The following is a 26048-nucleotide window of genomic DNA, read 5'->3' on the forward strand; positions in this document are numbered from 1 at the left end:
TTCCTTCCTCATTCTCGCCCGCGATCCGCGAGCGCTTGTCGAATCTGCTTTTTCAAGATCTCGATCCCTTCACCGGTTTTGGCGGAGACGAACAGGAGCGGGCCGAAATCGCTCTCCATCTGCTTTCGGGATCGGGACCGGTCCGACTGACTCAACCGGTCGGCTTTCGTCGCGACGACGACCGAAGCGATCCGCAGATCGTGGAGGTAATCCCGAAATTCGAGATCGTAGTCGGAAGTGGGTATTTTAGGGTCGATCAATTGCACCGTCAAGTGGGGCGGATGTTCATGGAAAAAGGACCCGGCGAGCTCGCTCCAGGCGGACCGGGCTTCGCGGGACGCTTTTGCAAAACCGAAGCCAGGCAGATCCGCCGCGATCCACCCTTCTCCGGAATCATAGAGATAGATCCCCTGCGTCCGCCCCGGCGTCTTCGACGTCCGGGCCGCGGAGGCGCCGATCAGCCGGTTCAGGAGGGTCGATTTCCCGACGTTGCTCCGCCCGCCGAAGGCGACCGACGGCGCCATCCGCGCGGGCCAGTCCTCCGGCCGGTGGACGGCGGCGAGGAGGGTGCCGGCCCCGGCGGAGTCCGGGCGTTTCATCGGCGGCGGCTTCCAGGATCGATGGCGATCGAACACCTCGGGTGACGGGATCGTGACTTGCGGCTCCTCGGGACGAATTTCGCGGACGAGTCGAAAGCAAACGACGTCGAGGGCGGCGGCAGGCCGGAGGACCCGCTCGACGACCCGTGTCGCCGAACCCGCTAGTGGGGCAATCCGGGCGGCGGAAGCGCGGTCCCCTCCACCTCCGGCGGCTTCGGCGCCGGCGCGGCGGCGTGGTCGAGCGCGACCTTGATCACCTCGTCCATGTTCTCGACGGGATGCACTTCGATCGCCTCCCGGACTTCCTTCGGGATCTCCTCGAGGTCCTTCTCGTTCTCGGCCGGCAGCACGATCGTCCGGATGCCCGCCCGAAACGCCGCGAGGACCTTGTCCTTGATTCCGCCGACCGGCAGGACCTTCCCGCGCAGCGTGATCTCCCCCGTCATGGCGACGTCTTTGAGGACCGGAATCCGGGTGACGGCGGAAAAGAGCGACGTCGCGAGAGCGATGCCCGCCGAGGGGCCGTCCTTCGGGATCGCGCCCTCCGGAACGTGGATGTGGATGTCCTTCTTCTCGTGGAAGTCGGGGTCGGCGTCGTATATCTCGGCGCGGCTGCGGACGTACGAGACGGCGGCGCGGGCGGATTCCTGCATCACGTCGCCGAGCGAGCCGGTGAGCGTGAGCGCGCCCTTGCCCTTGAGGAGGCTGGTCTCGATCGTCAGGATCTCCCCGCCGACTTCCGTCCACGCGAGACCCGTCGCCATGCCGACTTCGGAGACTTCGCCCTTCTTGCGGCTGCGGAACTTGGGCTTGCCGAGATACTCCTTGACGTCTTCCGGCGTCACCGTCACGGGAGGCGCCACCTGGCCGGCGACGACCTTTCGGGCGACCTTCCGGCAGATGCTCGCGATCTCGCGCTCGAGGTTCCGGACTCCCGCTTCGCGCGTGTGCTCGGAGATGATCGCGAGGATCGTCTCGTCGGGAAGCGCGACCGCATTCGGCTCGAGGCCGTGCTCCTCGAGCTGCTTCGGCACGAGGAAACGCTTCGCGATCTCCATCTTCTCCTGGTGCGTGTACCCGGAGAGCGCCAGGAGTTCCATCCGGTCCTTCAGGGCCGCCGGGATCGGGTGCGCGACGTTCGCGGTCGCGATGAACATGACCTTCGACAGGTCGTATTCGACGTCGAGATAGTGGTCCACGAAGGCGTGGTTCTGCTCCGGGTCGAGGACCTCGAGGAGCGCCGACGACGGGTCGCCGCGGAAATCCATCGACATCTTGTCGACCTCGTCGAGGAGAAAGACGGGATTGACGACGCCCGCCTTCTTCATCATCTGGATGATCTGTCCGGGGAACGCCCCGATGTAGGTCCGCCGATGGCCGCGGATCTCCGCCTCGTCGCGCACGCCGCCGAGCGACAACCGCACGAACGGGCGGTTCATCGACTTCGCGATCGACCGCGCGAGCGACGTCTTTCCCACGCCCGGAGGCCCGACGAAGCAGATGATCGAGCCGCGCGCCTTCTTCGAAAGCTGGCGGACGGCGAGGAATTCGAGGATGCGTTCCTTGATCTTCTCGAGGCCGTAGTGGTCGTCGTTCAGGACCTTCTCGGCGTGGGCGATGTCCTTCGACTCCTTCGCGTACTTCTTCCACGGCACCGAGATCAGCCAGTCGATGTAGTTGCGGGAGACCGTCGCCTCGGCCGAGACGCCCGGCATCGCCTCGAGGCGCTTGAGCTCGGCCATCGCCTTCTCGGCGACTTCCTTCGGCATCTCGGCTTCTTCGATCTTCTTCTTGAGCTCCCCGTTTTCGTCGGTCCGGTCGTCGCCGCGTCCGAGCTCCTGATGGATCGCCTTGATCTTCTCGTTCAGGTAATACTCGCGCTGCGCCTTCTCCATCTGCTTCTTGACCTTGTTGTTGATCCGGCGCTCGAGGTTGATCTTCTCGATCTCGGCTTCCAGCAGGTCGGAGAGGCGGGCCAGGCGCTCGGAGGGCTTGGCGAGCTCGAGGAGCTCCTGCTTCTCCGCCGTCGTGACGTTCAGATGGGCGGCCAGCGTGTCGGCGAAGCGGTCCGGATCGTCGATCTTCAGCTGGGCCGCGATGCCGTCGAACGCGAGGTGGTGGGAGAGCCGCGCATACTGCTCGAAGGTCGTGAGCACCTTCCCCATGTAGTCGCGCAGGTCGTCCGAGACCGCGGTCTTGACGGGCACCGCCCCGACCTCGACGAAGTAGGCCTCGCGCTCGAAGACGAACGAACGGATCGCGCCGCGCCGGAGCCCTTCGACCATCACCTTGATGTGGCCGTTCGGGAGCTTCTGCGACTGCAGGACCTGCGCGACGACGCCGATCGCGTGGATGTCCGCGGCCTGCGGCTCGTCGATCTTCGGATTCTTTTGCGCCGAGAGGAAGATCCGCTTCTCGGGCGTCGCGAGCGCCCGTTCGAGCGCGCGGATGGACGAGTCGCGGCCGACGACGAACGGAGCCATCTGGTACGGAAAGACCACGAGCTCCCGCAGGGGAACCAGCGGGAGCACTTCGAAGGGTTCGGCCATCCTCACCCCGCCTTGCGGAGGATCGTGATCGGCTTGGTGCGGTTCTTCACCGTCTCCCGGGTGACGACGCACTCCTCGATCTCCTCGTCGGAGGGGACCTGGTACATCACGTCGAGCATCAGCTCTTCGATGATGATCTTGAGGCCGCGGGCTCCGACGTTCCGCGCGAGCGCCTCCTCGGCGATTGCATCGAGCGCGTCGTCGGTGAATTTCAGGCTGACGTTCTCGAACTCGAGCATCGTCTGGTACTGCTTGACGAGCGAGTTCTTCGGCTCCTTCAGGATCTCGATCAACGCGTCCTTGTCGAGCTCCGAGAGCGTCGCGACGACGGGAAGCCGTCCGACGAACTCGGGGATCATCCCGAACTTGATCAGATCCTCCGGGTGGATCTTCTCGAGGAGCGCGCCGGTGCGCTTCTCCTTCTTCGTCTGGATCTTCGCGCCGAAGCCCATCGTCTTCTCGGTCTGGCGGCGGGCGATCACGTCCTCGAGGCCGACGAACGCGCCTCCGCAGATGAAGAGGATGTTCGTCGTGTCGATCTGGATGAACTCCTGGTGCGGGTGCTTGCGTCCTCCCTGGGGCGGGACGTTGGCGACCGTACCCTCGAGGATCTTGAGGAGCGCCTGCTGGACACCCTCTCCCGACACGTCGCGGGTGATCGACGGGTTCTCCCCCTTGCGGGCGATCTTGTCCACCTCGTCGATGTAGACGATTCCGCGCTCCGTCTTCTCCTTGTCGGAGCCCGCGACCTGGTAGAGCTTCAGGATGATGTTCTCGACGTCTTCGCCGACGTATCCCGCCTCGGTCAGGGTGGTCGCGTCGACGATCGTGAAGGGAACGGAGAGCATCTTCGCCAGCGTCTGGGCGAGGAGGGTCTTCCCGGTTCCGGTCGGCCCGATGAGGAGGATGTTGGACTTCTGGAGCTCGACGTCGAGCTTCCGATTCCGCTCGAAGTAATCGATCCGCTTGTAGTGGTTGTACACCGCCACCGCGAGCTTCTTCTTCGCCTGCTCCTGGCCGATCACGTAGGAATCGAGGAACTCCTTGATTTCCTTCGGCTTCGGAAGCTTCGTCTCGGGAGTCGTCGTCTCGAGGACCCGGTCTTCGGCGATGATGTCGAGGCAGATGTCGACGCATTCGTCGCAGATGTAGACCGTCGGCCCCGCGATGAGCTTCTTGACGTCGCGCTGGCTCTTGTTGCAGAAGGAGCAGCGCAGGACGTCGCCGTTCCCTGTTTTCTTGGACATTTAACCTCCGGCAGGACCGCCCAGCCCCTCTTGCTAGGCCCTCATCCTACCATAACCGGGGCCTCCGACTATCGTAACGCCCGTCTCTACAAGGGAAATTCCTCGGTAGACGTCGCGAAAACTCGCGAGGGCCGCCGCCAGCCTCGGCTCGCGCTCGAAGCGGCGCTGATCCTTGCCGGGTCAATCTTCAGTCATCCCGAAAGCGCGGAGAGGCGCGAGCCCGGCGGGATGCGGCCGGCTCGGCCGGCGGGCGAGGCGTACCGGCGCGTACGTTGAGCCCGCCGGCGGGCCGGACGCGCCCGCCCGGCTCGATGCATCGCCGCGCGCCAATCCCCCGCGACTACCCGGCCGCCTTGAGCGCCGTGTCGTCGCGGGAGGTGAACACGTGGTCGATCAGACCGTACTTCTTCGCTTCGTCCGCCTCGAGGATGAAGTCGCGGTCCGTGTCCCGCTCGACCTTCTCGAGCACCTGGCCCGTGTGCTTCACGTAGATCTCGCTGATCTTGTGCTTCAGACGGATCAGATCCTTGGCGTGGATCTCGATGTCGGAAGCCTGGCCCTGCATTCCGGAGGTCCAGGGCTGGTGCAGGAGGAAACGGGCGTTCGGAAGGGCGTGGCGCTTCCCGGCAGCGCCGGCCGCCATCAGGACCGAGGCCATCGACGCCGCCTGTCCCATGCAGATCGTCTGCACGTCCGGCTTGACGTACTGCATCGTGTCGTAGATCGCGAGGCCGGCGGTGACGGACCCTCCCGGCGAGTTGATGTAGAGCATGATGTCCTTCTCCGGGTTTTCCGCTTCCAGGAAGAGCATCTGCGCGATCACGAGGCTCGCGATGTTGTCGTCGATCGGCGTCCCGAGGATGATCACGTTGTCCCTCAGCAGCCGTGAGTAGATGTCGTAGGCGCGTTCGCCGCGACTGGTCTGTTCGATCACCATGGGTACGAGCACGGAGCCACCTCCTCCTTCTTCTTCCTCGGATCGGAACGGGTGCACGGAATCCGTCAACATCGCCGCACCCGGAACTATTTCTCCACGTTCGCGTGGTCGATGAGCCAGCCGATCGCCTTCTGGAGCCGGATCTCCTGGCGGACCGAGCCGAGCCGCCCTTCCTTCTCGAGCCGGCCGCGGAGCGCGTCGAACTCGAGCCCGCGCCGCGCCGCGCTCGCCCGGATCTCGGCGTCGACCTCCGTGTCGGAAGCCGTGAGGTTTTCCCGGCGGGCGATCTCGTCGAGCACCAGGTATTCCTTCACGCGCCGTTCGGCTCCCGGCCGGGCATCGCGGGCGAGCTTGTCCCAGTCGGCCTCTTTCGGATCCATTCCGTTCCCCGACAGGTAGCTCGCGTATTCCTCGAGCGCCGACTCCGTCTCCGCCTCCACCAGCGCTTCCGGAGGCGCGATCGAGATGCGCGCGACGAGCTGGTCGAGGATCTCGCGCTGGAACTTCCGCCGCCGGGCCGCCTGCTTTTCCGCACCCAGGTTCTCGGCGATCTTCGCGCGGAGCGATTCGAGCGTGAGCCCTTCTCCCACGTGCGACGCGAACGCGTCGTCGAGCTCGGGGAGTTTCTTCCGCTTCACGGCCGCGAGGGTCACCTCGTAGTCGAGCGTCCGTCCGGCGTATCGCGCGTTGGGGAAATCGGGCGGGAAAGTCTTCCGGAACGAGCGGGTCTCTCCCGGCGAAGCGCCGCGGAGCGCCTCGTTGATCTCGGGCATCGATTCCGGGTGCCCGACCTCGAGCGTCACCTTCTCGTCGCGGTGCCACTCTCCGGCTTTCTCTTCCGCGATCGCGCTTCCCTCCGCCGTGTAGAGAACGGGGCTCTCCACCTCGACGAACCGGTCCGCGATGTCCGCGATCGCGTAGTCGCCGTCCTGCGCCGGGCGTCCCTCGACCGGAAGGAATTCGGCGTGCGATTCCCGGATGCGCGAGAGAGCGCCGTCGATCTCCTCGGCCTTCGGCTCGACCTCGACGTCGACGACTCGGAGCCCCGAGTAATCGCCCGGATCGATCGGGGGACGGACGTCCACGTTCGCCCGAAAGGCCAGGGGCTGGCCCTCCTCGAACTTCAGATCGTCGATCCGCGGGCGCCCGATGGGCTGGATTCCCTTCTCCGCGATCGCGTGTCCGAGCGCGTCGGGGATCAGGCTCTCGAGGAGCTCCTCCCGGATCTCGTCGGCGAACTTGCGGGCGACGACCGATTCGGGGACCTTCCCCTTGCGGAAACCGGGAATCGAGGCGCGCCGCGCGTAGTTTCGCGTGATGCCGCGGCGGGCGCGGTCGACCTCTTCCGGCGGAATCTCGATCTCGAACACGCGCCGGCTGTCGGAAACTTCGGAGTAGTTGCGAATCTCCATGACGGATCGATCTTACCGCACCGGCGGCCAGTCCCGGGTCGCGAGTGCCGAGTCGGTACAGGGGCTCGTGACTTGCGACGGCTGGACGGGCGCGATCAGCTCAAAGCGACGAGGGCGGCGCACCCTGCCCGCTCATACCCTTTCGCTTGCCGCCCGGCGCCGAGTTAAGCGGCGCAAAGCGACCGCTTCAACTCGGCGACGTCCACGGTCGACAGCTTTACTGTCGTCTTGCCGGCGCGGACGGTTACCGGGACACGACCGTCTTCGACTCGGCGACGTCCATGCTCGAACCGATCGAGCTCTGCCTACGAGAGAACGACGATGACGACTCTCCGATTCTTGGACCGTCCCTCTCTCGTCTTGTTCGAGTCGATCGGCTGGGTCTCGCCGTAGGAGATCGTGCTCATCCGGTTCAGCGCGACGCCCTTCTGGTTGAGGTACAGCCGGACGGCGTCGGCGCGCTCCTGGCCGAGCTGCATGTTGCGCTCCGGGGAGCCCGTCGAGTCGGTATGTCCCTGGATCTCGAGATAGACGTTCTTGTCGTCGGTCTTGAGCTTCTCGACGAAGTCGTCGAGCTGTTGCCGGGCTTCCGGAGAGAGCTCGTGGCCGTTGACCGGAAAATGGGCCGTGTCGTCGGAAAGGACCACCGCGTAGTTGAACTTCCCCTGAGCGAGCTTTCCCGCCTCGTTCGCCCGGGCGATCGCGTCCTTCGTCGATTTGTCGAGCGTGTTGAGGCGCTGCTCGTGCTCGTTGACCTTCGACTGCGTCTGTTCGACCTGCGATTCCACGTCCGAGATGTGCTTTTCCGACTTCGCGCTGCTCTTTTCGACCTCTCCGGAAACGTACTTCTTCGTCGCGCAGCCCGGCAGGAATGCCAGGCCGGCGAACGCCACGGCGATTCCCGCGAGACGAAACTCCCTCCGCATCATCATCCTCCTTCGATTCGGTCCGGTTCCGCCGCCGGCCGAAGGGGCCGCGGGGATCGCCGGAGATCCAGTGCTCCGGATGATAGCGCAAGGCCGGAGAAATCGCCCCCGCCAACCGAAAAGGAAAGGGGGGCCGCGCCGCCCCCCTTTGCCGGAAAATCGGGACCGCCCCGAGGTCGTACGGCTAGCTCAGGACGATGATGACGACCCGGCGATTCTTCGCTCGCCCTTCCCGTGTCTTGTTGGAATCCACGGGCTGGGTTTCGCCGTAGGAAATCGTCGCCATCCGGTTGAGGGCCACTCCCTTTTCGTTGAGGTACAGCCGCACGGCCTCGGCGCGTTCCTCGCCGAGCCGCATGTTGTATTCGCGGGGTCCCGTAGCATCCGTGTGTCCCTGGATCTCGAGATAGACGTTCTTGTCCTCCGACTTGAGGTGGTCGACGAACTCGTCGAGCTGCTGCTTGGCCTCGGCGGAGAGCTCGTGCCGGTTCAGCGGAAAGTGCGAGTTGTCGTCCGAAAGAACCACCGAGTAGTTGAACTTTCCCTGCGCGAGCTTGCCCGCCTCGTTGGCCCGGTTCAGAGCGTCCTGGGTGGCCTTGTCGAGCTCCGTGATGCGTTGCTCGTGCTGTCCGACCTTCGACTGCGTCTGCTCGACCTGGCTCTCCACGTCCGCGATGTGCTTTTCCGCGGCCGCGCTGCTCTTCTCGACTTCTCCGGACACGTATTTCTTCGTCGCGCAGGCCGGGAGGAGCGCCAGCGCCGCGGCGGCCCCCAGTCCCACGCTCCAGGATCGAAGTTTCACCATCTCTTTTCCCTCCTTGCATTTCCGCGGAATGCGGAAATCACCGTTTCAGGGCCAGCGGACGGGGGGCGGTCCCTCGATAGCCGCGGCGCGCTCGGACAACCCGGGTGCCGCCTCCCCTGACCGTGACCACGATCGGCCAGTATCTTACCTCTCCTTCTCCCGACGGCTCGAAACCGAGCAGGTACTGCCGGCGAAGCTCGTTCTCGATCGCGTTGGCGATCGGCCGGAGGTCTTCGTCTCCGGAAACGAGGAACATACGCCCCCCGGAAGCCTGCGCCAGGAGCTCGAGGGCGGACAAAGACAGTTCCTTGCGCTCTTCCTCGTTCAGGACGGTGTACGAAGCATTTTTCATGCCGATGGCGTACACGGGCACGCTCTCGTTCTCCATCACCCGCTCGATGTCCTTCGTCGTGAGCTGGCTCGCATTGTCGACGCCGTCGGTGAAGAGGAGGATCGCCTTCTTCATGTTCGTTCCGGAGAGGAGCTCGTTGCTCGTCTGGATGACCGCGTCGTAGAGAGCGGTCTTCCCGACGGGCTTCAGGAAGAACAGCTGGCGCAGCAGAGCCGAAGGATCCTTGTCGAACTTCGCGACGACCCGCACCTCGTCTTCCGAGAAGGTGAAGAGCGCGAAGTCGTCGTCCGGCTGCCGCAGCTCCACGAGGCGCTGGATCATTTCCCGGGCACGATCGAGTTTGTCGGCGACCTTCATCGAGCCCGACACGTCGAGGAGGATCGCGAAGGATACGGGCGCGCGGTCGCTCTTCTCGAACGATTCGATCGCGACGGGCTTGCCGTCCACCCACAGGTGGAAGTCTTCCCCCTTCAGCGTGTCGACGAAGCCCCCCTTGCGGTCGCGGACGACCACCGGGAGCTGCACGTACTCGGTTCCCGCCGAAGCCGTGAAATGGCCGACCGGCGCGTCCTGGACGGGGCCGCCGGTCGCCGGCATGGACGCGGCGAGGAGCGCGAGGAGAACCGGAACCTTCCGGAACCGCATGGGAGGCGCCCTTTTAGAGCAGCTCGCTCTCGGCGAAGAAGAACCCGATCTCCCGGGCGGCGTTCTCCGGCGAATCGGACCCGTGGATGGCGTTGCGCTCGATGTCCGTCCCGTACAGGTTCCGGATCGTGCCCGCTTCCGCCTTCTTCGAATCCGTCGCTCCCATCACGCCACGCAGACCCGTCACGGCGTCCGCGCGCTCGAGGGCGACGACCCACACCGGTCCCTCGGTCATGAATCGGACGAGTCCTTCGAAGAACGGCCGCGCCTGATGAACGGCGTAGAACGCGCGCGCCTGCGCCGGCGAGAGCGTGATCTTCTTCCCGGCGAGAAGCCGGAATCCTTCCTTTTCCAGATGGGCGAGGATCGCCCCCGCCTTCCCGGCCTTCACCGCGTCGGGCTTGACGATCGTCAGGGTTCGCTGGGTCAACGTCGGTTTCTCCTCTCCGGATCGCGGCGGGATCCGCCCTTCCCCGTTTCGCGGGCCGAACTGGACCGCGCCAAAGCGTGCGATCTTAGCCCAAACAATCGGTGATCCTTAACCCTCACGGGCGTAATGCGTTAGCCCGAACAGGCAGCGAACGTACCGAAAGCCGTACGTCGAGCGGCCGGCCAGCGGCACGCGCCCGCCCGGCTCGATGCATCGCCGCGCCGGCTCAGCGCGAGAGCCAGGAGACCCGCCCCCTCAGTCGACCATCCGATGAAAGCGCGGCGAGGCGCGAGCCCGGCAGGATGCGGGTCGTCGGCCGGCCGTGAAGGCGTACCGAAAGCCGTACGTCGAGCGGCCGGCCGGCGGCACGCGCCCGCCCGGCCCGATGCATCGCCGCGCCGGCTCAGCGCGAGAGGCGGGCCTGCAGAGTCCGGCCGAGCTCCGCCGGGCTCTTCACGACCGTGATCCCCGCCCCTTCAAGCGCCTTCATCTTGTCGGCCGCGGTGCCCCGACCGCCCGAGATGATGGCGCCCGCGTGGCCCATCCGGCGCCCGGGAGGCGCCGTCTGTCCGGCGATGAACGCGACCACCGGCTTGTCCCGCAGATTCCCGGCGATCCAGCAGGCCGCTTCTTCCTCGGCCATCCCCCCGATCTCGCCGATCAGGATCACCGCGTCGGTTTCCGGATCCTCGCGGAACGCGGCGAGGACGTCGATGAAATTCGTGCCGTTGACCGGGTCGCCGCCGATTCCGACGCACGTCGATTGCCCGAGCCCGAGCTGCGTGAGCTGATAGACGGCCTCGTAGGTCAGCGTGCCCGAGCGCGAGATCACGCCCACGCGCCCCGGCCGATGGATCCTTCCCGGCATGATCCCGATCTTGCACTGTCCCGGCGTGATGATGCCCGGGCAGTTCGGGCCGATCAGGCGGACCGGCTTTCCGCCTTCCGATTTCGCCTCGGCGAGGAAGTCCTTCACGCGGATCATGTCGTTGACGGGGATGCCCTCGGTGATGGCGACGACGAGCGCGACGCCCGCCGCGGCCGCCTCGACGATCGCATCGGCCGCGAAAGGCGGCGGGACGAAGATCATCGACGCGTTGGCCCCCGTCGCGGCCACCGCCTGCTCCACGGTGTCGAACACCGGGATGCCCTCGTGGACGGTGCCCCCCTTTCCGGGCGTGACCCCGGCGACGACCGACGTGCCGTATTCGCGGCAGGCGAGCGCATGGAACGAGCCTTCCCGGCCGGTCAGTCCCTGGACGAGAAGCTTCGTGTCTCTTCCGACCCAGATCGCCATTACGCCCTCCCGCCCGCGCGGCTCATGCCGCGACCACCTTCGTCACCTTTTCCGCGGCGTCGGCGAGGTCCTCGGCCGGGGTGATCTTGAGATTCGACTCCCGCAGGATCTTCTTCCCTTCGTCGACGTTCGTCCCCTCGAGGCGGACGACGACGGGGATCTCGAGCCCCATCTCCTTCACCGCGGCCACGACGCCGTTGGCGATGATGTCGCAGCGCATGATGCCGCCGAAGATGTTGATGAGGACCGCGCGGACGTTCTTGTCCGAGAGGATGATCCGGAACGCGTTCTTGACCTGCTCCTCCGAAGCGCCGCCCCCCACGTCGAGGAAGTTCGCCGGCTCGCCGCCGTAGAGCTTGATGATGTCCATCGTTCCCATCGCGAGGCCCGCGCCGTTGACCATGCACCCGACGTTGCCGTCGAGCTTGATGTAGTTGAGCCCGAACTTCGACGCCTCGACCTCGAGCGGGTCCTCCTCCGTGACGTCCCGCATCTCCTTGATCTCGGGGTGGCGGAAGAGCGCGTTGTCGTCGAAGTTCATCTTGGCGTCCAGGGCCAGGACGTTCCCCGACTTCGTGACGACCAGCGGGTTGATCTCGGCGAGAGAGGCGTCCGTCTCGACGTACGCCCGGAAGAGCGCCGGAAGGAACTGGAGCGCCTTCTTGTAGGCTTCGCCGGAGAGCCCCAGGGCGAACGCCAGCTTGCGCGCCTGGAAAGGGAACATGCCGAACGACGGGTCGAGCGGCTCCTTGACGATCGCGTTCGGGTCCTTGGCGGCGACCTCCTCGATCTCCATCCCGCCGGAGCGCGACACCATCATGACCGGCCGGGAGATCCCGCGATCGAGCGTGATGCCGAGGTAGAGCTCGCGCTCGATGTCGAGCGCTTCCTCGACCAGGACCTTCCGGACTTCCCTCCCCTCGGGTCCCGTCTGATGGGTGACCAGCGTCATTCCGAGGATCCTCTTCGCGAGCGCGTAGGCGTCGTCGGCGTCCTTCGCGACCTTCACGCCGCCCCCCTTGCCGCGGCCGCCGGCGTGGATCTGGGCCTTCACGACGCAGCGTCCGCCGAGCCGCTTGGCGATGTCGCGAACCTCGTCCGCGTTGTCGGTGACCTCGCCGCGCGGGATCGTGACGCCGAATTTCTGGAGCAGGGATTTGGCCTGGTACTCGTGGACTTTCATCGTCGTTGATCCTATCAGCTCAAACGAATGAGATCCTTCGCGCTCCCGCGCCCAGTGACTTCGCGGGATGACGCGTGCGAGAGCGCACGAATCACTTCGAGAAGATGTTCTTGATCGCCTGCGCCGTCGTCGCGCGGTACATCGCGGCGATCGAGGTCGTGAGCGGGATCGACTTCGGACAGGCGCGCACGCAGTTCTGGGCGTTGCCGCAGTCGTTGACGCCGCCCTCGCCCATGATCGCCTCGAGGCGCTCGGCGGCGTTCATCTTCCCGGTCGGGTGCGCGTTGAAGAGCGCGACCTGCGAGATCGCCGCCGCGCCGATGAAATCCGACCGCTCGTTGACCTGCGGGCAGACGTCGAGGCAGTTGCCGCACGTGATGCACTTGGAGAGCGTGTAGGCCCACTCGCGCTCGTTCTCCGCCATCCGGGGTCCGGGCCCGAGATCGTACGTCCCGTCGATCGGGATCCATCCCTTGATGCGCTTCAACGCCCCGAACATCCGGGAGCGGTCGACCGCGAGATCGCGGACGACCGGGAACTTCGCGAGCGGCTCGATCACGATCGGCTGCTCGAGCGTATCGACGAGCGCGGTGCACCCCATGCGGGAGACGCCGTTGATCCGCATCGCGCAGGAGCCGCAGACCTCCTCGAGGCACGCCGAGTCGTAGCAGACCGGCGAGGACTTCTTCCCGTCCACGGTGACCGGCTTCTTCGCGTATTCCATCAGGCACGCGAGGACGTTCATCTTCGGGAGATACGGGACCTCGAGATCCTCCCAGAACGGAGAAGCGTTCGGCGCCGCCTGGCGCTTGACGCGGAGTCGGACGGTTCTTCCTGTGCTTCCGGCCATCGTCAGTACTTCCTCTGCCGCGGCGGGATCTCCGAAACGTCCACCGGACGGTACGAGATCTTCGGCCCTTCGGGAGTGTATTCCGCGATCGTCGTCTTCAGGAAATTCGCGTCGTCGCGGGGCATCGCGTTGTCCCCCTCGAGCGGAGCGTTCAGGTCCTTGACCTTGAAGTGCGCGCCGCGGGATTCGTCGCGGAGCAGCGCGCCCTTCGTCATCACGCGGGCGAGGTCGATCATGTTCTGGAACTGGTTCAGATACGACAGCTCGCGGTTGGCGAACGACGACGAGTCGGTGAGACCGCAGCGCGTCCAGCGGTCGGCCAGCTCCTCGATCTTGTCGATCGTCTGCCGGAGCCGGTCGTTCTGGCGGACGACGGTGACGTTGTCGGTCATCCACTCGCCGAGCTCGTCGGTCAGGACGTGGGGGTTCTCCGGACCGTTCATCGCGGCGAGCTTCTTGAACCGCGCCTCCCAGTCCGACCGGGCGGAGGCGAGCGCCGACTCGGCGGAAGGAAGCTTCGCGCCGGTCTCGCGGGCGTACCGGACCATCGCGGGACCGCCGATTCGCCCCGACCAGATGCACGAAAGGAGGGAGTTCGCGCCGAGCCGGTTCGCGCCGTGGTAGGCGAAATCGACTTCTCCCGCCGCGTACAGGCCCGGCACGTTCGTCGCCTGGTTCCGGGCGGACCCTTCGACGATGCCGCCCGTCTTCTCGTCCTTTTCGTACGTGGTCCAGAGGCCGCCCATCGAGTAGTGCATCCCGGGAAAGACCTTCATCGGTTCCTCGCGGGGATCGACGCCGACGAATTTCTCGTAGATCTCGAGGATCCCCCCGAGCTTGCGGTCGAGCTCCTCCCGGGGAATGTGGGTGAGATCGAGATAGACCTCGCGCTTCCCGTCGATGCCCTTCCCTTCGAGGCAGATCTTGAAGATCTCGCGCGTCGCGATGTCGCGCGGCACGAGGTTTCCGTAGGCGGGATATTTCTCCTCGAGGAAGTACCAGCGCTCGCTCTCCGGGATCGCCTTCGGCTCCCGCTTGTCGCCGACCGTCCGCGGCACCCACATCCGGCCCCCTTCGCCTCGCGCGGACTCCGACATCAGCCGCAGCTTGTCGGCGCCGGGGATGCTCGTCGGGTGGACCTGGATGAACTCGCCGTTGGCGTACCACGCCCCCTCGCGGTAGCAGGCGCCCGCGGCGGAGCCGGTGTTGATCACGGAATTCGTCGACTTTCCGAAGACGATGCCGGGTCCGCCGGTCGCCATCATCACGGCGCCCGCCGGGAAGGCGTCGATCTTCATCGACTCCCAGTCGAGCGCGACGAGGCCGCGGCAGTTGCCGTCCGCGTCCCGCACGAGACCGAGGAACTCCCAGTATTCGAACTTTCGCACCAGCCCGGCGACCTCGTGCCGCCGCACCTGCTCGTCCAGGGCGTACAGGAGCTGCTGCCCCGTCGTCGCGCCCGCGAAGGCCGTGCGGTGGTGCTTCGTGCCGCCGAACCGGCGGAAATCGAGGAGGCCTTCCGGAGTGCGGTTGAACATCACCCCCATCCGGTCGAGCAGGTTGATGACCTGCGGGGCCGCGTAGCACATCGATTTCACCGGCGGCTGGTCGGCGAGGAAGTCGCCGCCGTAGACGGTGTCGTCGAAGTGGATCTGGGGCGAGTCCCCCTCCCCCTTGGTGTTCACCGCGCCGTTGATGCCGCCCTGCGCGCACACGGAGTGCGAGCGCTTGACGGGCACGATCGAGAAGAGATCGACCGGAACGCCGGCCTCGGCCGCCTTGATGGCGGTCATCAGCCCGGCGAGTCCGCCGCCGACGATCGCGAGACGCTCAGCCATGGGTCATTCCTGCCTTGCTCGTCGTTGCCGAACTACGGTTTTCGTGCATTATCTCGTCACACGAAGGCGAAGATCGCCCGCACGCCGATCAGCGAGAGGACGACGAACACGACGACGGAGACGTATTCCATCAGCCGCTGCGAGCGCGGCGACTGCGTGATCCCCCACACGATCGAGAAGGACCAGATGCCGTTGGCGAGATGGAAGGTGGCGGACAGGATCCCGAGGATCGTGAACGCCAGGAGCCAGGGGTTGTGCACGACCCCCTGCATCGTCGCGAAGAGATTCACGTCCTCGTGATGCGCGACGTTGACGAAGCGGGTGGTCCAGAGGTGGAAGAGGATGTACGCGAACAGGATGACGCCCGTGAACCGCTGGAGGGTGTACATCCAGTTCCGGCGGTACGACAGGTAGTTGGGAGCGGCGGTCGACGTGATGAACAGGCCATAGATCCCGTGGAAGAAGATCGGCACCATGATGACCGCGATCTCGAGGGCGAGCGCGAAGGGAAGGCGCTGCAGAGCGAGCGAGACTTCGTTGTAGTGTTCCGCGCCGCGGAGCGCCGAATAGTTCTCGTAGAGGTGGAACGCGAGGAACCCGCCGATCGGGACGATCCCCGTGAGCGAATGGATGCGGTGAAGCCAGAAATTCCGTTCTTCGGCCTTCGTCAGCATCGCTCGCCGCCGATCATACTTTCAGCAGGTCGCACAGCTCTTTCACCGCCGCGGCCGACTTCTGGAGCCCCGCCTTCTCGTCGGCCGACAGCTCGATTTCCATCACCTTCTCGACGCCCTTCCGGCCGAGCTTCACCGGCACCCCGATGAAGAGGTCTCGGATGCCGTATTCGCCCGCGAGCCTCACGGCGCACGGGAGGATCTTCTTCTTGTCCTTCAGGATGGCGTCGACCATTTCGACCACGGCCGAGGACGGCGCGTAGTACGCCGAGCCCGACTTCAGCAGGTTGACGATCTCGATTCCGCCGTTCCGCGTCCTCGTGACGATCTCGTCGATCTTCTCCTTCGGGAGGAGCTCGGTGATCGGGACGCCGGCGACCGTCGAGTAGCGCGGCAGCGGGACCATCGAGTCGCCGTGGCCGCCCAGGACGAACGCGTGCGTGTTCTCGACGGAGACGTTCAGCGCTTCCGCGATGAACCAGCGCATTCGCGCCGAATCGAGGATTCCGGCCATTCCGATCACCCGCTCGCGCGGGAGGCCGGTGACGCGCATCGCGACCTCGCACATGGCGTCGAGGGGGTTGGAAACGACGATGAAGATGGCGTCCCGCGAGTGGCGGAAGGCCTCCCGGCAGACGGCGCCGACGATCTCGGTGTTCTTGTGGAGGAGGTCGTCGCGGGACATCCCGGGCTTGCGGGCGAGCCCCGCGGTCACGACGATCACGTCGGACCCGGCGGAAATCTCGTAAGCGTTGGATCCGTTGATCTTCGCGTCGAATTTCTCGACGGGCGCCGATTCCATCATGTCGAGCGACTTTCCCTGAGGAAGGCCCTCGATCACGTCGATCAGGCAGACGTCCGCGATTTCGCGCTCGACGAGGCGCTGGGCGGCCGTCGCACCCACGTTTCCGCCGCCGATCACGGTCACTTTGTGCTGCATTCGCCGCTCCTTTTTTCCCGGTGCTCGATCTTATCGCGTGCGAGAAATTTTTCACAAGCAGTGCGTTTGCATCAATCGCGCGGGTTCCCCGGGACGCGCCGGGCGCAAAAAAAGGCGGCGATCGCTCGCCGCCGTTTCGATATCGAAGAAACCCGGTTCTAGTTCTCTTTCCAGCTCTTGATGTTCACGTTCGCGAGCCCCCCGCCGCCGACCTTCGGCACCTTGAGATCGTCGGTCGCCGAAACGACGATCGTCTCGCCGTTCGGGGCCTGGTACACGATCGGATCGGATGCGACCTGCCCGCCGGACGGCGCCTCGCTCGGCACGATGTTTCCGTTCGCGTCCGTGTAGAGGCTCACGCCGGTCAGATAGTTCACTTCGTAGAGATGCGCCTGGCCCACTTCGCCGCACACGCCCTGGCCCACCTGCGTCACGCTGCCGTCCGCGTTGGTGATCTGCTGGGTGTTGTTGAGGAACGTATTGAAGAAGATCGCGCCCGAGAAGACGAGTGGATTCGCGTTCATGATCTCGGCGATCTGGTCCCCGCCGTAGACCGTATCGACCGGGAGACTCAGGTAGTATCCGACGCCCGTTCCGTTGAAGCATCCGTTCGGGACGACGGTCGGGTCGCAGGCGTTCGAGGTCAGGGACGCCTGTGTCAGCGTCGACGCCGTGCTTCCCGAGCTCGGCGTCTTGAACACCGGATAGGTCGCGCTCGGATCGTCGAGAACGACGAAGAAATAGTTCGGGTTCGAGTCGCGGAGGGCCGGCATGTTGTCCCGGTCTCCCGTCCCGAAGGCGATACCAAGGCGGGGCTGGCCGGAACCGGTCGTACCGAGGAGGAAGACGGCCGGACGCGTGAAGATCGGCTGTCGGACGCCGGTTCCCGTCGGCGGAACGGCGTCCTGGAACTCGTCGAAGAGGAGCGACGGGCTCCACTGCGTGGACGCGATCCGATAGTCGGCGGAGGTGCAGTTCGTGCCGGCCGCCGAACAGAGGTCGGCGGGCGACGTCATGTCGATCTTCCAGAGCCGTCCCTGCGTGTCGCCGAAGTAGATGCGGTCGAGGTACCCGTCGAAGTTGACGTCGACGACCGCCGCCTCCCCCGGGACTCCCGCCTCGAGGTTGCCGGTCGTGTCGGTCGAGCTGGCACCCGACGACCAGACGCCGATGTTCCTCTTGTAGAGGATCTTCCCGGTCTCGATGTCGAGCATGTACAGATAGTTGGCCGTGTCGCCGGACGTGTTCGTCCCCGCGATCGTGGTGGTGTTGTGCCGGAAGCCCGCGCCAAAGATCGCCACGAACATGTCGTGGTGGTTGCCGCTCGCCACGTCGTTCACCTTGATGCGCCCGATGACGGGCTTCGACCAGGTGTACCCGAGATCCCACACTGACGATTCGGCGCCGCCTTCCGTCGGCGTCCCCGGGTTCGCGCTCGTCGCCTGGTCGTCGCGGAATTCCCACAGAATACGCGGGTAGGGCGCGTTGCAGCCGGTGTTCGGAGAGCCGCTCGACGGATCGAAAGGATTCGGTGTGCCGGTCACGAGGCACTCCGGCACGCCCCGAGTCGGCGTCTGCCCGGTCGCGACCCCCGTCCAGGTGTTCTTCATGTGTGCCGCCTCATCGGGGTCCGTGATGTCCAGAGCGAAGACCGATCCCCCGCCGCCGTTCGGCGTGGTGTTGACGCCGCCTTCGCGCTCCGTCCCGATGAGGACCGTGCGCCAGGCGGGGGTCGTTCCCGAGATGTTCGCGCACGGGTTTCCGCACGCGTCACTCGAGACGATTCCCTGCGGATTGCCGCCGACTCTCGCGACGTCCATGTAGATGTCGTCGACGGACGGAGCGCCGTCGATCGTCCAGTCGTGGCTCGTGGCGTGGGCGAGATAGAAGAACTTCCGCACCGACGCGCGGGGCGCATAGCCGAAAATCTCGCGCCCGGACCCGAGATCGTACTTGTTGCAGAGCGGGCAGACCGTGATCGTCCCCTGGGTGTACGTCGACGTGTCGCCGTTGTAGACGCCGACGTCGAACGCGTGAAGGAATCCGTCATCCGCGCCGGCAAAGAGGACCTTCCGGCGGTGCCGGTAGTTCGCGAAAAACGTCTGGTACGAATCGTTCCGGTCGCCGTACACGCCAGGACTCGAAGCGCCCGGATCGACCGACAGGAAGAGCCGCGTGTTGCTCGGGAACGACACGATGACCGGGTTCGAGTGGAAGACGTCGCCGAGGATCTGGTCGTAGTAGCAGGGCGAGCTCGAGAACCCGTTCAGCTGAGTGCAGCTTTTCGTCTGGGGGTTGCCGAACGTCGAGCTGATGTGGAGATCCTCCACGACGACGTCGCGGTTCCCGCGAATGAACGAGAACGAGTTCTGGAGCGCCTGGTTCCTCGCCGCATCCGAGGTCGGCAGACCTGCGGAAGCTTCCGTGCCCGCGGGCGAGGTCCCGCTCGGGTATACGAGCGGGTTCGGGATGTTCGCGTAGATCGTCTGCGTCGCCGGATTGCTGTTGTCGCGAACGATCGACCACCAGGACGGGCTCGAATCCGCGGTCGGCGGGTAATTCGATTGGCATCCGGTCATCGGGAGAGTGCAGGTCTTCGACGGGCCCGTCGTCCCGGACGGGATCTGCACAAGGCACTCGTACGTGGCTGAGTTGCACCCGCCCTCGCCGGCCCTGAGGCCGAAGAAGAGATTCCGGCCGAATTTCGGCGTCGTCACGGCCTGGTCGTTCGTGGTGTCGCTCCACTGGGCGCCATGGGTCAACGTCTGGGTCGGGTCGATGAACTTGTTCCTGTCCAGTCGGCCGATGACGCCGATGTCGTTGGTGGTCGGTCTCGTGTCCTGCCCCGTGTTGCCCGCGTCCCAGACGAGGCTCCCCGAGGGGGCGATCGCACCACTCCCGAAATGGTACGCGGTCAGAAGCGGGTATCCGCCGCCCGTTGACTGGACGAGACCGCTCGTCGGGTCGAGGGCAAACGCCCGCAGGTGGCCGGACCAGATCGAGTGCTCGTTCTGGGGATTGAACTCGGAGAGGTACGCGAGCCCTTCGGACGTGGCCGACACCGACGGAATCGTCGCCGTCGCGAAATCGCGAGTCTCCTCGTTCAGCAGATTCGCGATCGACGTGAGCGCGGCGATGAGGTCGCTCGCGCTGCTCGCCGTGTAGTAGCCCTGCCGCTCGATCGTGACGCCGTCCGACGACACGATCGTCGCACCGGACCAGAGCGCGATGCACTGCCCCCGGTTCCCGCCGGTCGTTCCCCCGTTACCGTCCGGGATCGTGCAGACGTTCGTGGGCCCGAGATCGCCCGAATTGATCCCGAACCCGACCACGTAGACGGGGACGTTGATCGCGGCGAGCGGCGAGACGTCCGCCTGCGTCACCGCGGATTGCGCCTGGTAGGAATCGGTGATCAGGATCACGGCCGCGTTCCGGCAGTCTTTGCGTGGATCGTCGATGCGTTTGGCGCCGCAGAAGTTGTCGACCATGCTGTTGGTCGCGCAGCCGGTGCCGGACACGTTCGGCTTGTTCGCGCCGTTGAAGTACTGGAACACGTTGGTCATGACACCCTGGAGCGGCGCGACGTTGCCGTTCTGCGTCGGGAAGATCGGCGCGATCATCCGGTTGTTGCTGCTGTTCTGGTAGACGAAGTTCGACGTGTTCGTGCTGCTGTCCGGATTTCCGATGATGTGGACGCCGGTCTGGTAGTAGCCGTCGCTCTCGAGATCGCAGGCAATAGTGTTCGGTAGCTTGCTGTAGTTGTGATCCGGCGTCTTGGTGATGTCCCACACCGGATAGTCGTCCGACTCCGTGTACGTCGCGGAGGGCGAGCCGATGTGGACGACCGAGGCCGTCGGTCGAAGCGCGCGCAGGATGCAGGGGTTCGGGCTCTGGATGTAGGTCTGGGATGCGCTCGACGGTTTCCCCTTTGGACCGCTGATGTACGGGAGCCACGGCTGGTAGTCGTGCGGGATCAGGACGATCGGCTGCGGATTGACGTTCGACTGCTGCATCCAGCCCGAGGCGTTGCCCGAGCTGTTGTTTCCGTTCCAGTCGAGCACGGTCTGGTTATTGTCGACCTTCGGCACCGAAACCCAGCCGATCTCGCGCCCGACGTCGACGCCGTAGCCGAAGATCTGCGGAAACGCGCACGTCGATGTGGTCTCCGAGCAGTATTCCGGCGGGACGACGAATGTCGCGTTGTAACTCTGCGCGCTTCCCAGGCTCGCCGGATCGCACGGCGCCGTCGGATTGCCCCCACCCGTGCACCTGCCGATCGTGAAAGTGACCGTGAACGACTGCCCGCTCTGAAGGATCGAATACGGCATGATCCCGGAAGGATTCGTGCCGGTGATCGCGATCGTCATCTCCGCGGCGGGATCCCCGCTCGAGTTCGAACTCGAGGGAACCCCGGTGATCAGTATCTTCTTCGTACCGTCCGAGCCGCCGAAAGGGAGGTGGGCCGTGTCGCTCGTCGTCTGCGGAGCCGACGGATAGAAATAGGTCCGCGTCGTCAAGGAAGGATCGGTGATCGTCCCGGTGCCATTCGTGAGGTTCGTGCCGCTCCAGGCGAGCACGGAATACGAATTGCCGCTGTACGTCTTCTTCTGGGAGGAAGGGAACGTGCCGCCGCCGAAGTTGAACTTCGTGTGCGCCGGAATCGTGAACGTGAATCCGGAATAGGTCAGGGCGACGTCCGCGTTCGGCTCGAAGACGAAGTGCTTCGTCCCGCCGGCGAGATCCGCGCGCGTGTAAGAGAACGACGAAAGCCCCCAGTTGATGCAGCCGCCGGTGCCGGCCGCGCATCCCGCGGCGATGTTCTCGACGACTTTGGTGATCGCGTACTTGCCCTGCCCCATCTTCGAGTTCGTGCCGTCCACTCCCCCGAGGGGATCGAGCGTCGTCGTTCCCGGCAGGTTCGCCATCGTCGTCGTGTTCGAGATGATCAGCATGACGTTCGGTGGCGCCGGCTTCTTCTCGATCAGGAGCTGCCGGTCGTCGCCGCGGGAGCTCGCGGCGGCGAGGAGAGCCGCGGCGGCGAACGTGGAGAGGACCCGAAATCTCGATCTGGCCATGGCGCGCCCTTTCTCCTTACTGACCGACGTCTTCGACGCTGAGCGGAACCGGCCCGATCACGAAGTCGACGGTGATCTGCTTCTGCGATTTGAGGAAAGAGTCCGTCGCGACGCTCGAGAGGCTGTATCCCTTGTCGTAGAGCGGCGTCGAGTCGACATTGATCTGGCTCCCGGGGTCGAGCTTGAAGTCGTTGAGACGATACGGCGAGACCTGGACGGAGAGCGTGTGCGTCGTGCTCCCGGGCATCAGATCCGGAAGATCGAAACACCAGAACTGCGACTTCGACCCGCCGCAACTGTTGGTCGTTCCCGTGCCGCTGTAGACGGCGTGTTTCCCCTGGAGGAACGCATACTGGATCCCGGAGTCGGCGGCGTAGAACGTCTTGTTGACGGTCGCTTCGGCGCCCGCGATCTGGAATTCCGTCGTCGTCGAAAAGAGGAGGGCGAGGCCCAGGATCGTCAGGATGAACATCACGAGTACCGAAAGGATGAACGCGGCACCGCGCTCGGAGCGGCGACGTCTGACAGCAGCGGAAAACCTTCGCATCGTCTTCTTCCTATTGAAGGGCAAAGTTTCGGAGCTGGAGGCGCACCGTCACCGCGCGCCGGTGGTACGGCATCGCCACCGTGGAAAGGGCCGCGTTCTTCGTCATCCGCGAGACCGTGAGCGCCGCGCTGTCGAAGAGCGGGAAGTCGAGCGCATTCGGACCTCCGTACTGCGGATCGGGATTCTGCCCCTTCGCGAGGATCGTCACTTCGAGCGCCTTCAGGCGCGAGAGGTCGGATGCGCGGTTGAACGTCGCGCCGCCGGGCTCGCCCCCGACGTTCCAGATCCATTCGTCGGCGTCGGCCGTTGCGGACTCGGAAGCGTCCGAGCCGGCCGCAGGAATCGAGGAGCCCCGAGCCGCCGTCACGGCGTTGTTGAACGCGGTCTGGTCGGTGATCGAGATCGATCCGTCCGAGGGATACCCCAGAGGCAAGCCCGTGACGGGATCGTTCCGGGTCGGCGCCGGACTCGTAAACGTTCCCGTTCCGGCGACGGCGTCGTAGAAATCCATCCCGTATGCCACCTGAAGGTCCTCGACGTCGTCCGCAACCGGTGTCACCGTCGCCGTGGAGAACGGCGTCCCGGCCGCATCGCCGTCCACCCAGTCCGCTACGGCGAGCTGGGGATGGCAGGGGCCGGGCGAGATCGTCGCGTTGGCGGGCGTGCAGCTCTGACCCGCCGTCGTGCCGTCGTCGACGAAGAAGACCCGGTCGTCGAGCACCCCGCCGCGGGACGGCGTGCTCAAACCGGTCGGAAATGCGCCGCCGGGGCTGATCGTCTGCCAGTACGCCGTGTCCGGCGACGCCGAACTCCCCACGTCGATCGTCAGGGTCACCTTCGTCCCCGTTCCTGCGCCGACAGTCACGGTCGACGGCAAGACATCGGTGATCTTCCCGACGCCGGAATTGCCGAGGAGGTCGGTCATCACGAACAGGCGACCGTTCGTCGGCTGCGAGGCCGATGGAACACCGATCGGGAAGAGCGACATATCGTTGGTGCCGTACGGGTAGCACAGGCTCGAGGGGTCGGCCGCGGCGTCCTGGTACTTCGTGCACGGCTGGATGACGAGCGTTCCCGTCGAGCCGCTCCCCCCGGGACCTGCCCAGGACCCCGAACCGAGGTCGTAAACCGAGTTCAGGAGAACGCCCCGAACGTGCAGGAGATCGGTGCCTGCGCGAACGTGGTGTGCGCCGGCGGTTCCGCATGTCCCGCCGATGCAGACGGTGTCGTTGACGGAATTGACGTTGTTCGAATCGAAGTCGGCGCTCGTTCCCCAATGCGACGAGCCGAGATTCAGCGAGACCGCGAGCTGCCGGAAATTCCCGCCGTCGGCGACACTGGCGGCAATTCCCCCCGCTCCCGCCATCCGCGCCTCGCGGACGAGCTGGTACGAACCGTACCGCGCACTCTGCTGAGCGTCCGTGACGGAATTCTCGGCCTTCGCCATGCGGTTGCTCTTGTCGAACAGCGTGGACATCGCGAGGATCACGATCACGACGATCGCGAGCGAGACGATGAGTTCGACCAGCGAGAAGCCGTGGATGCGTCCCGATTTTCTCATCGCGTCACTGCGCCTTGTATGCGGTCATGCGGATCTGCTTTCCCGTATAACCGGCGGGAAAGAGACCGGCGATCGTGTTGGAGCCCTCGGCGTAGGTCGAGCCAGACAGGCTGCTCCGCGCGGAAGCGACGTAAACGGTGATCATCTTGACACCGGGCGAGAGGGTCCACGCCGCATTGCTGTCATCGACCGCGTTCGCCTCGTCGGGGGCCGCTCCGGGAGCGGGAATGGCGGTATTCGGAAAATCGCGGACGACATACACCAGCTCGTAGGGACCGACGAGCGGCCGCCGGTACGCCTGCCCCGCGTGGCCGTTGAAAGTCGCGCCGGCGGGAACCGCGAGGCGAGCGTCCGTGAACGAATACTGGAGAATCTCCTCGAGCTGCCTTTTGGCGAGCGCGTTCAGGCTCGAGTAATCCCACCCGACGGCGTTACTCTTCATCGAGTTCGCGAAAAGCGGCGCGATCGCGAGCATGGCGAGGGCCATGAGGCCCATCGCCACGATGACTTCGACGAGCGTGAATCCTCGGCTGCGGCGCTTCGGCAGGAAGTTCATCTCAGTACCACTTCCAGGGCGGCGTCTGGTACAACGGCGTCCCGCCCGTCACGAGTTTGGTCAGCAGGACCTTACCGGTCGCGGCGGTTCCAACCGCGATCTGCAGGACGTTACCGTGCGTGTCGAGGACGTAGACGCCCTTGTCGCCGCCGCTTCCCACCGACCCGAACGACGTGAAGACGAAATAGGCAGTCGCGGTCGAGGTGGAAGGAGAAGACTGATTCGGATTGTCGATGCGGAGCTCCACCCGGTGTCCGGGAGGATCGAGCGGGTCGGTGTGCAGGATGACATCTGCGGGCGTCGTGGTGGTATCGAGAACTCCGTTCGAATCCGCATCCAGGAAGGTCACCGCGGCGTTGTATTCGCCGTAGGGTGCGGAAGGGTCCGTCGAGATGACGACGCCCACGCTCGAGCCGCGCTTGATCGATTGCAGCCGCGCCGCAAGCACGGTCATGTCGACCTCCCGCGCAAGACCGTCCACACGGCTGCGATGCATCACGGTCGCGAAAAACGGGATTCCGATCGCCAGCACCAACCCCATGATCGCAATCACGACTAGGAGCTCGACGAGGCTGAAGCCCCGCGGACGGCGGCGAGGAGAAGGCTCCGTTTTCACGAACATCGACGAAGGGAGGAAGAGCATCCGGCATGCCGCCGGCCGGGCCATTCGAACCGCTTATCAAAGTATTCATACCAAAGTGATTGTTTTCAAATGCCTCATCCGTCAGGGAGAACCGAAAAAGCACTGCGCAGTTTCTCCACACCCGGAGTGCGCAGAAATTACACGGCGGGGAGACGAACCGAGAACACCGTCGAACCGGGTCGGGAACTCATGCGGATCGTACCTCCGTGTTCGGCGACGATCTGCCGACACAGGGCAAGCCCGATCCCCGTGCCTCCCGGCCGCGAGCTGACAAAGGGCTCGAACACCCGCCCGTGGATCTCCGGGTTGATGCCCGGACCGTCGTCTTCCACCTCGATCACGGCGAACACTCCCTCGCCTTCGTCACGCCGGGCCCGGCAGCAGATTCGGACCGGGGCATCCGAGGAGAGGATGGCGTTCTCGAAGAGATTCGAGAACACGCTCTCGATCCTGTCCGGGTCGGCATCCGCCAGGGAAACCTCGGTCGAAGGTGAAACCTCGATTCTCGGTTCCCGCCGCGGCAGGCGCGCACGAACGGCGGCGGCGGCCGATTCGAGAACCGGACGGAGGGGAAGTGCGCTGGCGATCCGGCGGGGAACGCGCTGCAGGACGAGCATCTCCTCCATGATCCGTGCGAGGCGGCGGCTTTGGCGTGAGATCAGCTCGAGGTGCACCGCCACCCGCGCATCCCCGGCGAGGAGTTGCTCGAGGGCAGCTGCGGCCGACGTGATCCCAAAGAGCGGGTTGCGCACCTCGTGGGCGACGCCCGCGAGGAGCTCGACCGTCGCGGCACGGCGCTCCGTCACCCGAAGCTGCGCCTGGACCGCGCGGATCTCGTCGCGCATCACGATGGTCGAGTGGACGAGCACGCCGATCTCGTCGTCCGTGGGCACGATTTCCGGGGTCGGCTCCTCCTGGTTTCGCGCGAAAGTGCGCGTCTGCAGGTCCAGATCGCGCAACGGTCGCGTCAGCCCCCGTCCCG

The 26048-nt window shown here is 65.3% G+C and carries 21 protein-coding genes; all 21 read right to left on the minus strand.

The window, feature by feature from the left end; translation table 11 throughout:
- Nucleotides 1–8 precede the first annotated feature (8 nt).
- Entirely contained in the window at nt 9–599 is a 591-nt protein-coding gene (gene yihA, locus VFS34_08005) for a ribosome biogenesis GTP-binding protein YihA/YsxC (protein ID HET9794391.1), read from the minus strand.
- A gap of 161 nt (nt 600–760) precedes the next feature.
- A complete protein-coding gene (lon, locus tag VFS34_08010) occupies nt 761–3148 on the minus strand; it encodes an endopeptidase La (GenBank protein HET9794392.1) in 2388 nt (795 codons plus the stop codon).
- 2 nt (nt 3149–3150) lie between these two features.
- Complete coding sequence (clpX, locus tag VFS34_08015) at nt 3151–4395, minus strand: ATP-dependent Clp protease ATP-binding subunit ClpX (protein ID HET9794393.1); 1245 nt, start codon at nt 4393–4395, stop codon at nt 3151–3153.
- A 340-nt stretch (nt 4396–4735) separates the two neighbouring features.
- Nucleotides 4736–5332 carry an ATP-dependent Clp protease proteolytic subunit gene (locus tag VFS34_08020; protein HET9794394.1) on the minus strand — a complete coding sequence of 199 codons (597 nt, stop codon included), beginning with the start codon at nt 5330–5332 and terminating at the stop codon, nt 4736–4738.
- Nucleotides 5333–5418: 86 nt separating this feature from the next.
- On the minus strand, nt 5419–6744 hold the full coding sequence (gene tig / locus VFS34_08025) for a trigger factor (protein ID HET9794395.1): 1326 nt from the start codon (nt 6742–6744) through the stop codon (nt 5419–5421).
- 305 nt (nt 6745–7049) lie between these two features.
- On the minus strand, nt 7050–7670 hold the full coding sequence (locus VFS34_08030; GenBank protein HET9794396.1) for an OmpA family protein: 621 nt from the start codon (nt 7668–7670) through the stop codon (nt 7050–7052).
- A 184-nt stretch (nt 7671–7854) separates the two neighbouring features.
- A complete protein-coding gene (locus VFS34_08035) occupies nt 7855–8475 on the minus strand; it encodes an OmpA family protein (GenBank protein HET9794397.1) in 621 nt (206 codons plus the stop codon).
- Between the two features lie 37 nt (nt 8476–8512).
- The gene (locus VFS34_08040; protein HET9794398.1) at nt 8513–9472 is read right to left on the minus strand and encodes a VWA domain-containing protein; all 960 of its coding nucleotides are present in this window, start codon (nt 9470–9472) and stop codon (nt 8513–8515) included.
- A gap of 13 nt (nt 9473–9485) precedes the next feature.
- A complete protein-coding gene (ndk, locus tag VFS34_08045; GenBank protein HET9794399.1) occupies nt 9486–9902 on the minus strand; it encodes a nucleoside-diphosphate kinase in 417 nt (138 codons plus the stop codon).
- A gap of 403 nt (nt 9903–10305) precedes the next feature.
- Nucleotides 10306–11199, minus strand: coding sequence for a succinate--CoA ligase subunit alpha (gene sucD / locus VFS34_08050; protein ID HET9794400.1), 894 nt, complete (start codon nt 11197–11199; stop codon nt 10306–10308).
- Between the two features lie 22 nt (nt 11200–11221).
- Nucleotides 11222–12382, minus strand: a complete 1161-nt coding sequence (sucC, locus tag VFS34_08055; GenBank protein ID HET9794401.1) for an ADP-forming succinate--CoA ligase subunit beta — start codon at nt 12380–12382, stop codon at nt 11222–11224.
- 91 nt (nt 12383–12473) lie between these two features.
- The gene (gene sdhB, locus VFS34_08060) at nt 12474–13232 is read right to left on the minus strand and encodes a succinate dehydrogenase iron-sulfur subunit (protein ID HET9794402.1); all 759 of its coding nucleotides are present in this window, start codon (nt 13230–13232) and stop codon (nt 12474–12476) included.
- Nucleotides 13233–13234: 2 nt separating this feature from the next.
- Nucleotides 13235–15070: a succinate dehydrogenase flavoprotein subunit gene (gene sdhA / locus VFS34_08065; GenBank protein HET9794403.1), complete on the minus strand. Its 1836-nt coding sequence runs from the start codon at nt 15068–15070 to the stop codon at nt 13235–13237.
- Between the two features lie 56 nt (nt 15071–15126).
- A complete protein-coding gene (locus tag VFS34_08070; protein ID HET9794404.1) occupies nt 15127–15744 on the minus strand; it encodes a succinate dehydrogenase in 618 nt (205 codons plus the stop codon).
- Between the two features lie 13 nt (nt 15745–15757).
- Complete coding sequence (mdh, locus tag VFS34_08075; protein ID HET9794405.1) at nt 15758–16684, minus strand: malate dehydrogenase; 927 nt, start codon at nt 16682–16684, stop codon at nt 15758–15760.
- Between the two features lie 158 nt (nt 16685–16842).
- Nucleotides 16843–21759 (minus strand): PilC/PilY family type IV pilus protein, encoded by a 4917-nt coding sequence (locus VFS34_08080; protein HET9794406.1) that lies wholly within the window; start codon nt 21757–21759, stop codon nt 16843–16845.
- 16 nt (nt 21760–21775) lie between these two features.
- Complete coding sequence (locus tag VFS34_08085; GenBank protein ID HET9794407.1) at nt 21776–22306, minus strand: pilus assembly PilX N-terminal domain-containing protein; 531 nt, start codon at nt 22304–22306, stop codon at nt 21776–21778.
- A 10-nt stretch (nt 22307–22316) separates the two neighbouring features.
- Complete coding sequence (locus VFS34_08090) at nt 22317–23867, minus strand: prepilin-type N-terminal cleavage/methylation domain-containing protein (protein ID HET9794408.1); 1551 nt, start codon at nt 23865–23867, stop codon at nt 22317–22319.
- A 4-nt stretch (nt 23868–23871) separates the two neighbouring features.
- On the minus strand, nt 23872–24423 hold the full coding sequence (locus VFS34_08095; GenBank protein ID HET9794409.1) for a type II secretion system protein: 552 nt from the start codon (nt 24421–24423) through the stop codon (nt 23872–23874).
- 1 nt (nt 24424) lies between these two features.
- Nucleotides 24425–25090, minus strand: coding sequence for a prepilin-type N-terminal cleavage/methylation domain-containing protein (locus tag VFS34_08100; GenBank protein ID HET9794410.1), 666 nt, complete (start codon nt 25088–25090; stop codon nt 24425–24427).
- Between the two features lie 113 nt (nt 25091–25203).
- The coding region (locus VFS34_08105; protein ID HET9794411.1) for a HAMP domain-containing sensor histidine kinase at nt 25204–26048 on the minus strand (845 nt) is incomplete at its 5' end.

It is taken from the genome of Thermoanaerobaculia bacterium, from assembly GCA_035717485.1.
Lineage (GTDB): Bacteria > Acidobacteriota > Thermoanaerobaculia > UBA5066 > DATFVB01 > DATFVB01.

What these genes read in the sequence shown, in the direction of transcription:
- yihA (HET9794391.1), bottom strand. Translation starts at nt 599, where the DNA reads ATGAAACGCCCGGACTCCGCCGGGGCCGGCACCCTCCTCGCCGCCGTC.
- lon (HET9794392.1), bottom strand. Translation starts at nt 3,148, where the DNA reads ATGGCCGAACCCTTCGAAGTGCTCCCGCTGGTTCCCCTGCGGGAGCTC.
- clpX (HET9794393.1), bottom strand. Translation starts at nt 4,395, where the DNA reads ATGTCCAAGAAAACAGGGAACGGCGACGTCCTGCGCTGCTCCTTCTGC.
- VFS34_08020 (HET9794394.1), bottom strand. Translation starts at nt 5,332, where the DNA reads ATGGTGATCGAACAGACCAGTCGCGGCGAACGCGCCTACGACATCTAC.
- tig (HET9794395.1), bottom strand. Translation starts at nt 6,744, where the DNA reads ATGGAGATTCGCAACTACTCCGAAGTTTCCGACAGCCGGCGCGTGTTC.
- VFS34_08030 (HET9794396.1), bottom strand. Translation starts at nt 7,670, where the DNA reads ATGCGGAGGGAGTTTCGTCTCGCGGGAATCGCCGTGGCGTTCGCCGGC.
- VFS34_08035 (HET9794397.1), bottom strand. Translation starts at nt 8,475, where the DNA reads ATGGTGAAACTTCGATCCTGGAGCGTGGGACTGGGGGCCGCCGCGGCG.
- VFS34_08040 (HET9794398.1), bottom strand. Translation starts at nt 9,472, where the DNA reads ATGCGGTTCCGGAAGGTTCCGGTTCTCCTCGCGCTCCTCGCCGCGTCC.
- sucD (HET9794400.1), bottom strand. Translation starts at nt 11,199, where the DNA reads ATGGCGATCTGGGTCGGAAGAGACACGAAGCTTCTCGTCCAGGGACTG.
- sucC (HET9794401.1), bottom strand. Translation starts at nt 12,382, where the DNA reads ATGAAAGTCCACGAGTACCAGGCCAAATCCCTGCTCCAGAAATTCGGC.
- sdhB (HET9794402.1), bottom strand. Translation starts at nt 13,232, where the DNA reads ATGGCCGGAAGCACAGGAAGAACCGTCCGACTCCGCGTCAAGCGCCAG.
- sdhA (HET9794403.1), bottom strand. Translation starts at nt 15,070, where the DNA reads ATGGCTGAGCGTCTCGCGATCGTCGGCGGCGGACTCGCCGGGCTGATG.
- VFS34_08070 (HET9794404.1), bottom strand. Translation starts at nt 15,744, where the DNA reads ATGCTGACGAAGGCCGAAGAACGGAATTTCTGGCTTCACCGCATCCAT.
- mdh (HET9794405.1), bottom strand. Translation starts at nt 16,684, where the DNA reads ATGCAGCACAAAGTGACCGTGATCGGCGGCGGAAACGTGGGTGCGACG.
- VFS34_08080 (HET9794406.1), bottom strand. Translation starts at nt 21,759, where the DNA reads ATGGCCAGATCGAGATTTCGGGTCCTCTCCACGTTCGCCGCCGCGGCT.
- VFS34_08085 (HET9794407.1), bottom strand. Translation starts at nt 22,306, where the DNA reads ATGCGAAGGTTTTCCGCTGCTGTCAGACGTCGCCGCTCCGAGCGCGGT.
- VFS34_08090 (HET9794408.1), bottom strand. Translation starts at nt 23,867, where the DNA reads ATGAGAAAATCGGGACGCATCCACGGCTTCTCGCTGGTCGAACTCATC.
- VFS34_08095 (HET9794409.1), bottom strand. Translation starts at nt 24,423, where the DNA reads ATGAACTTCCTGCCGAAGCGCCGCAGCCGAGGATTCACGCTCGTCGAA.
- VFS34_08100 (HET9794410.1), bottom strand. Translation starts at nt 25,090, where the DNA reads ATGGCCCGGCCGGCGGCATGCCGGATGCTCTTCCTCCCTTCGTCGATG.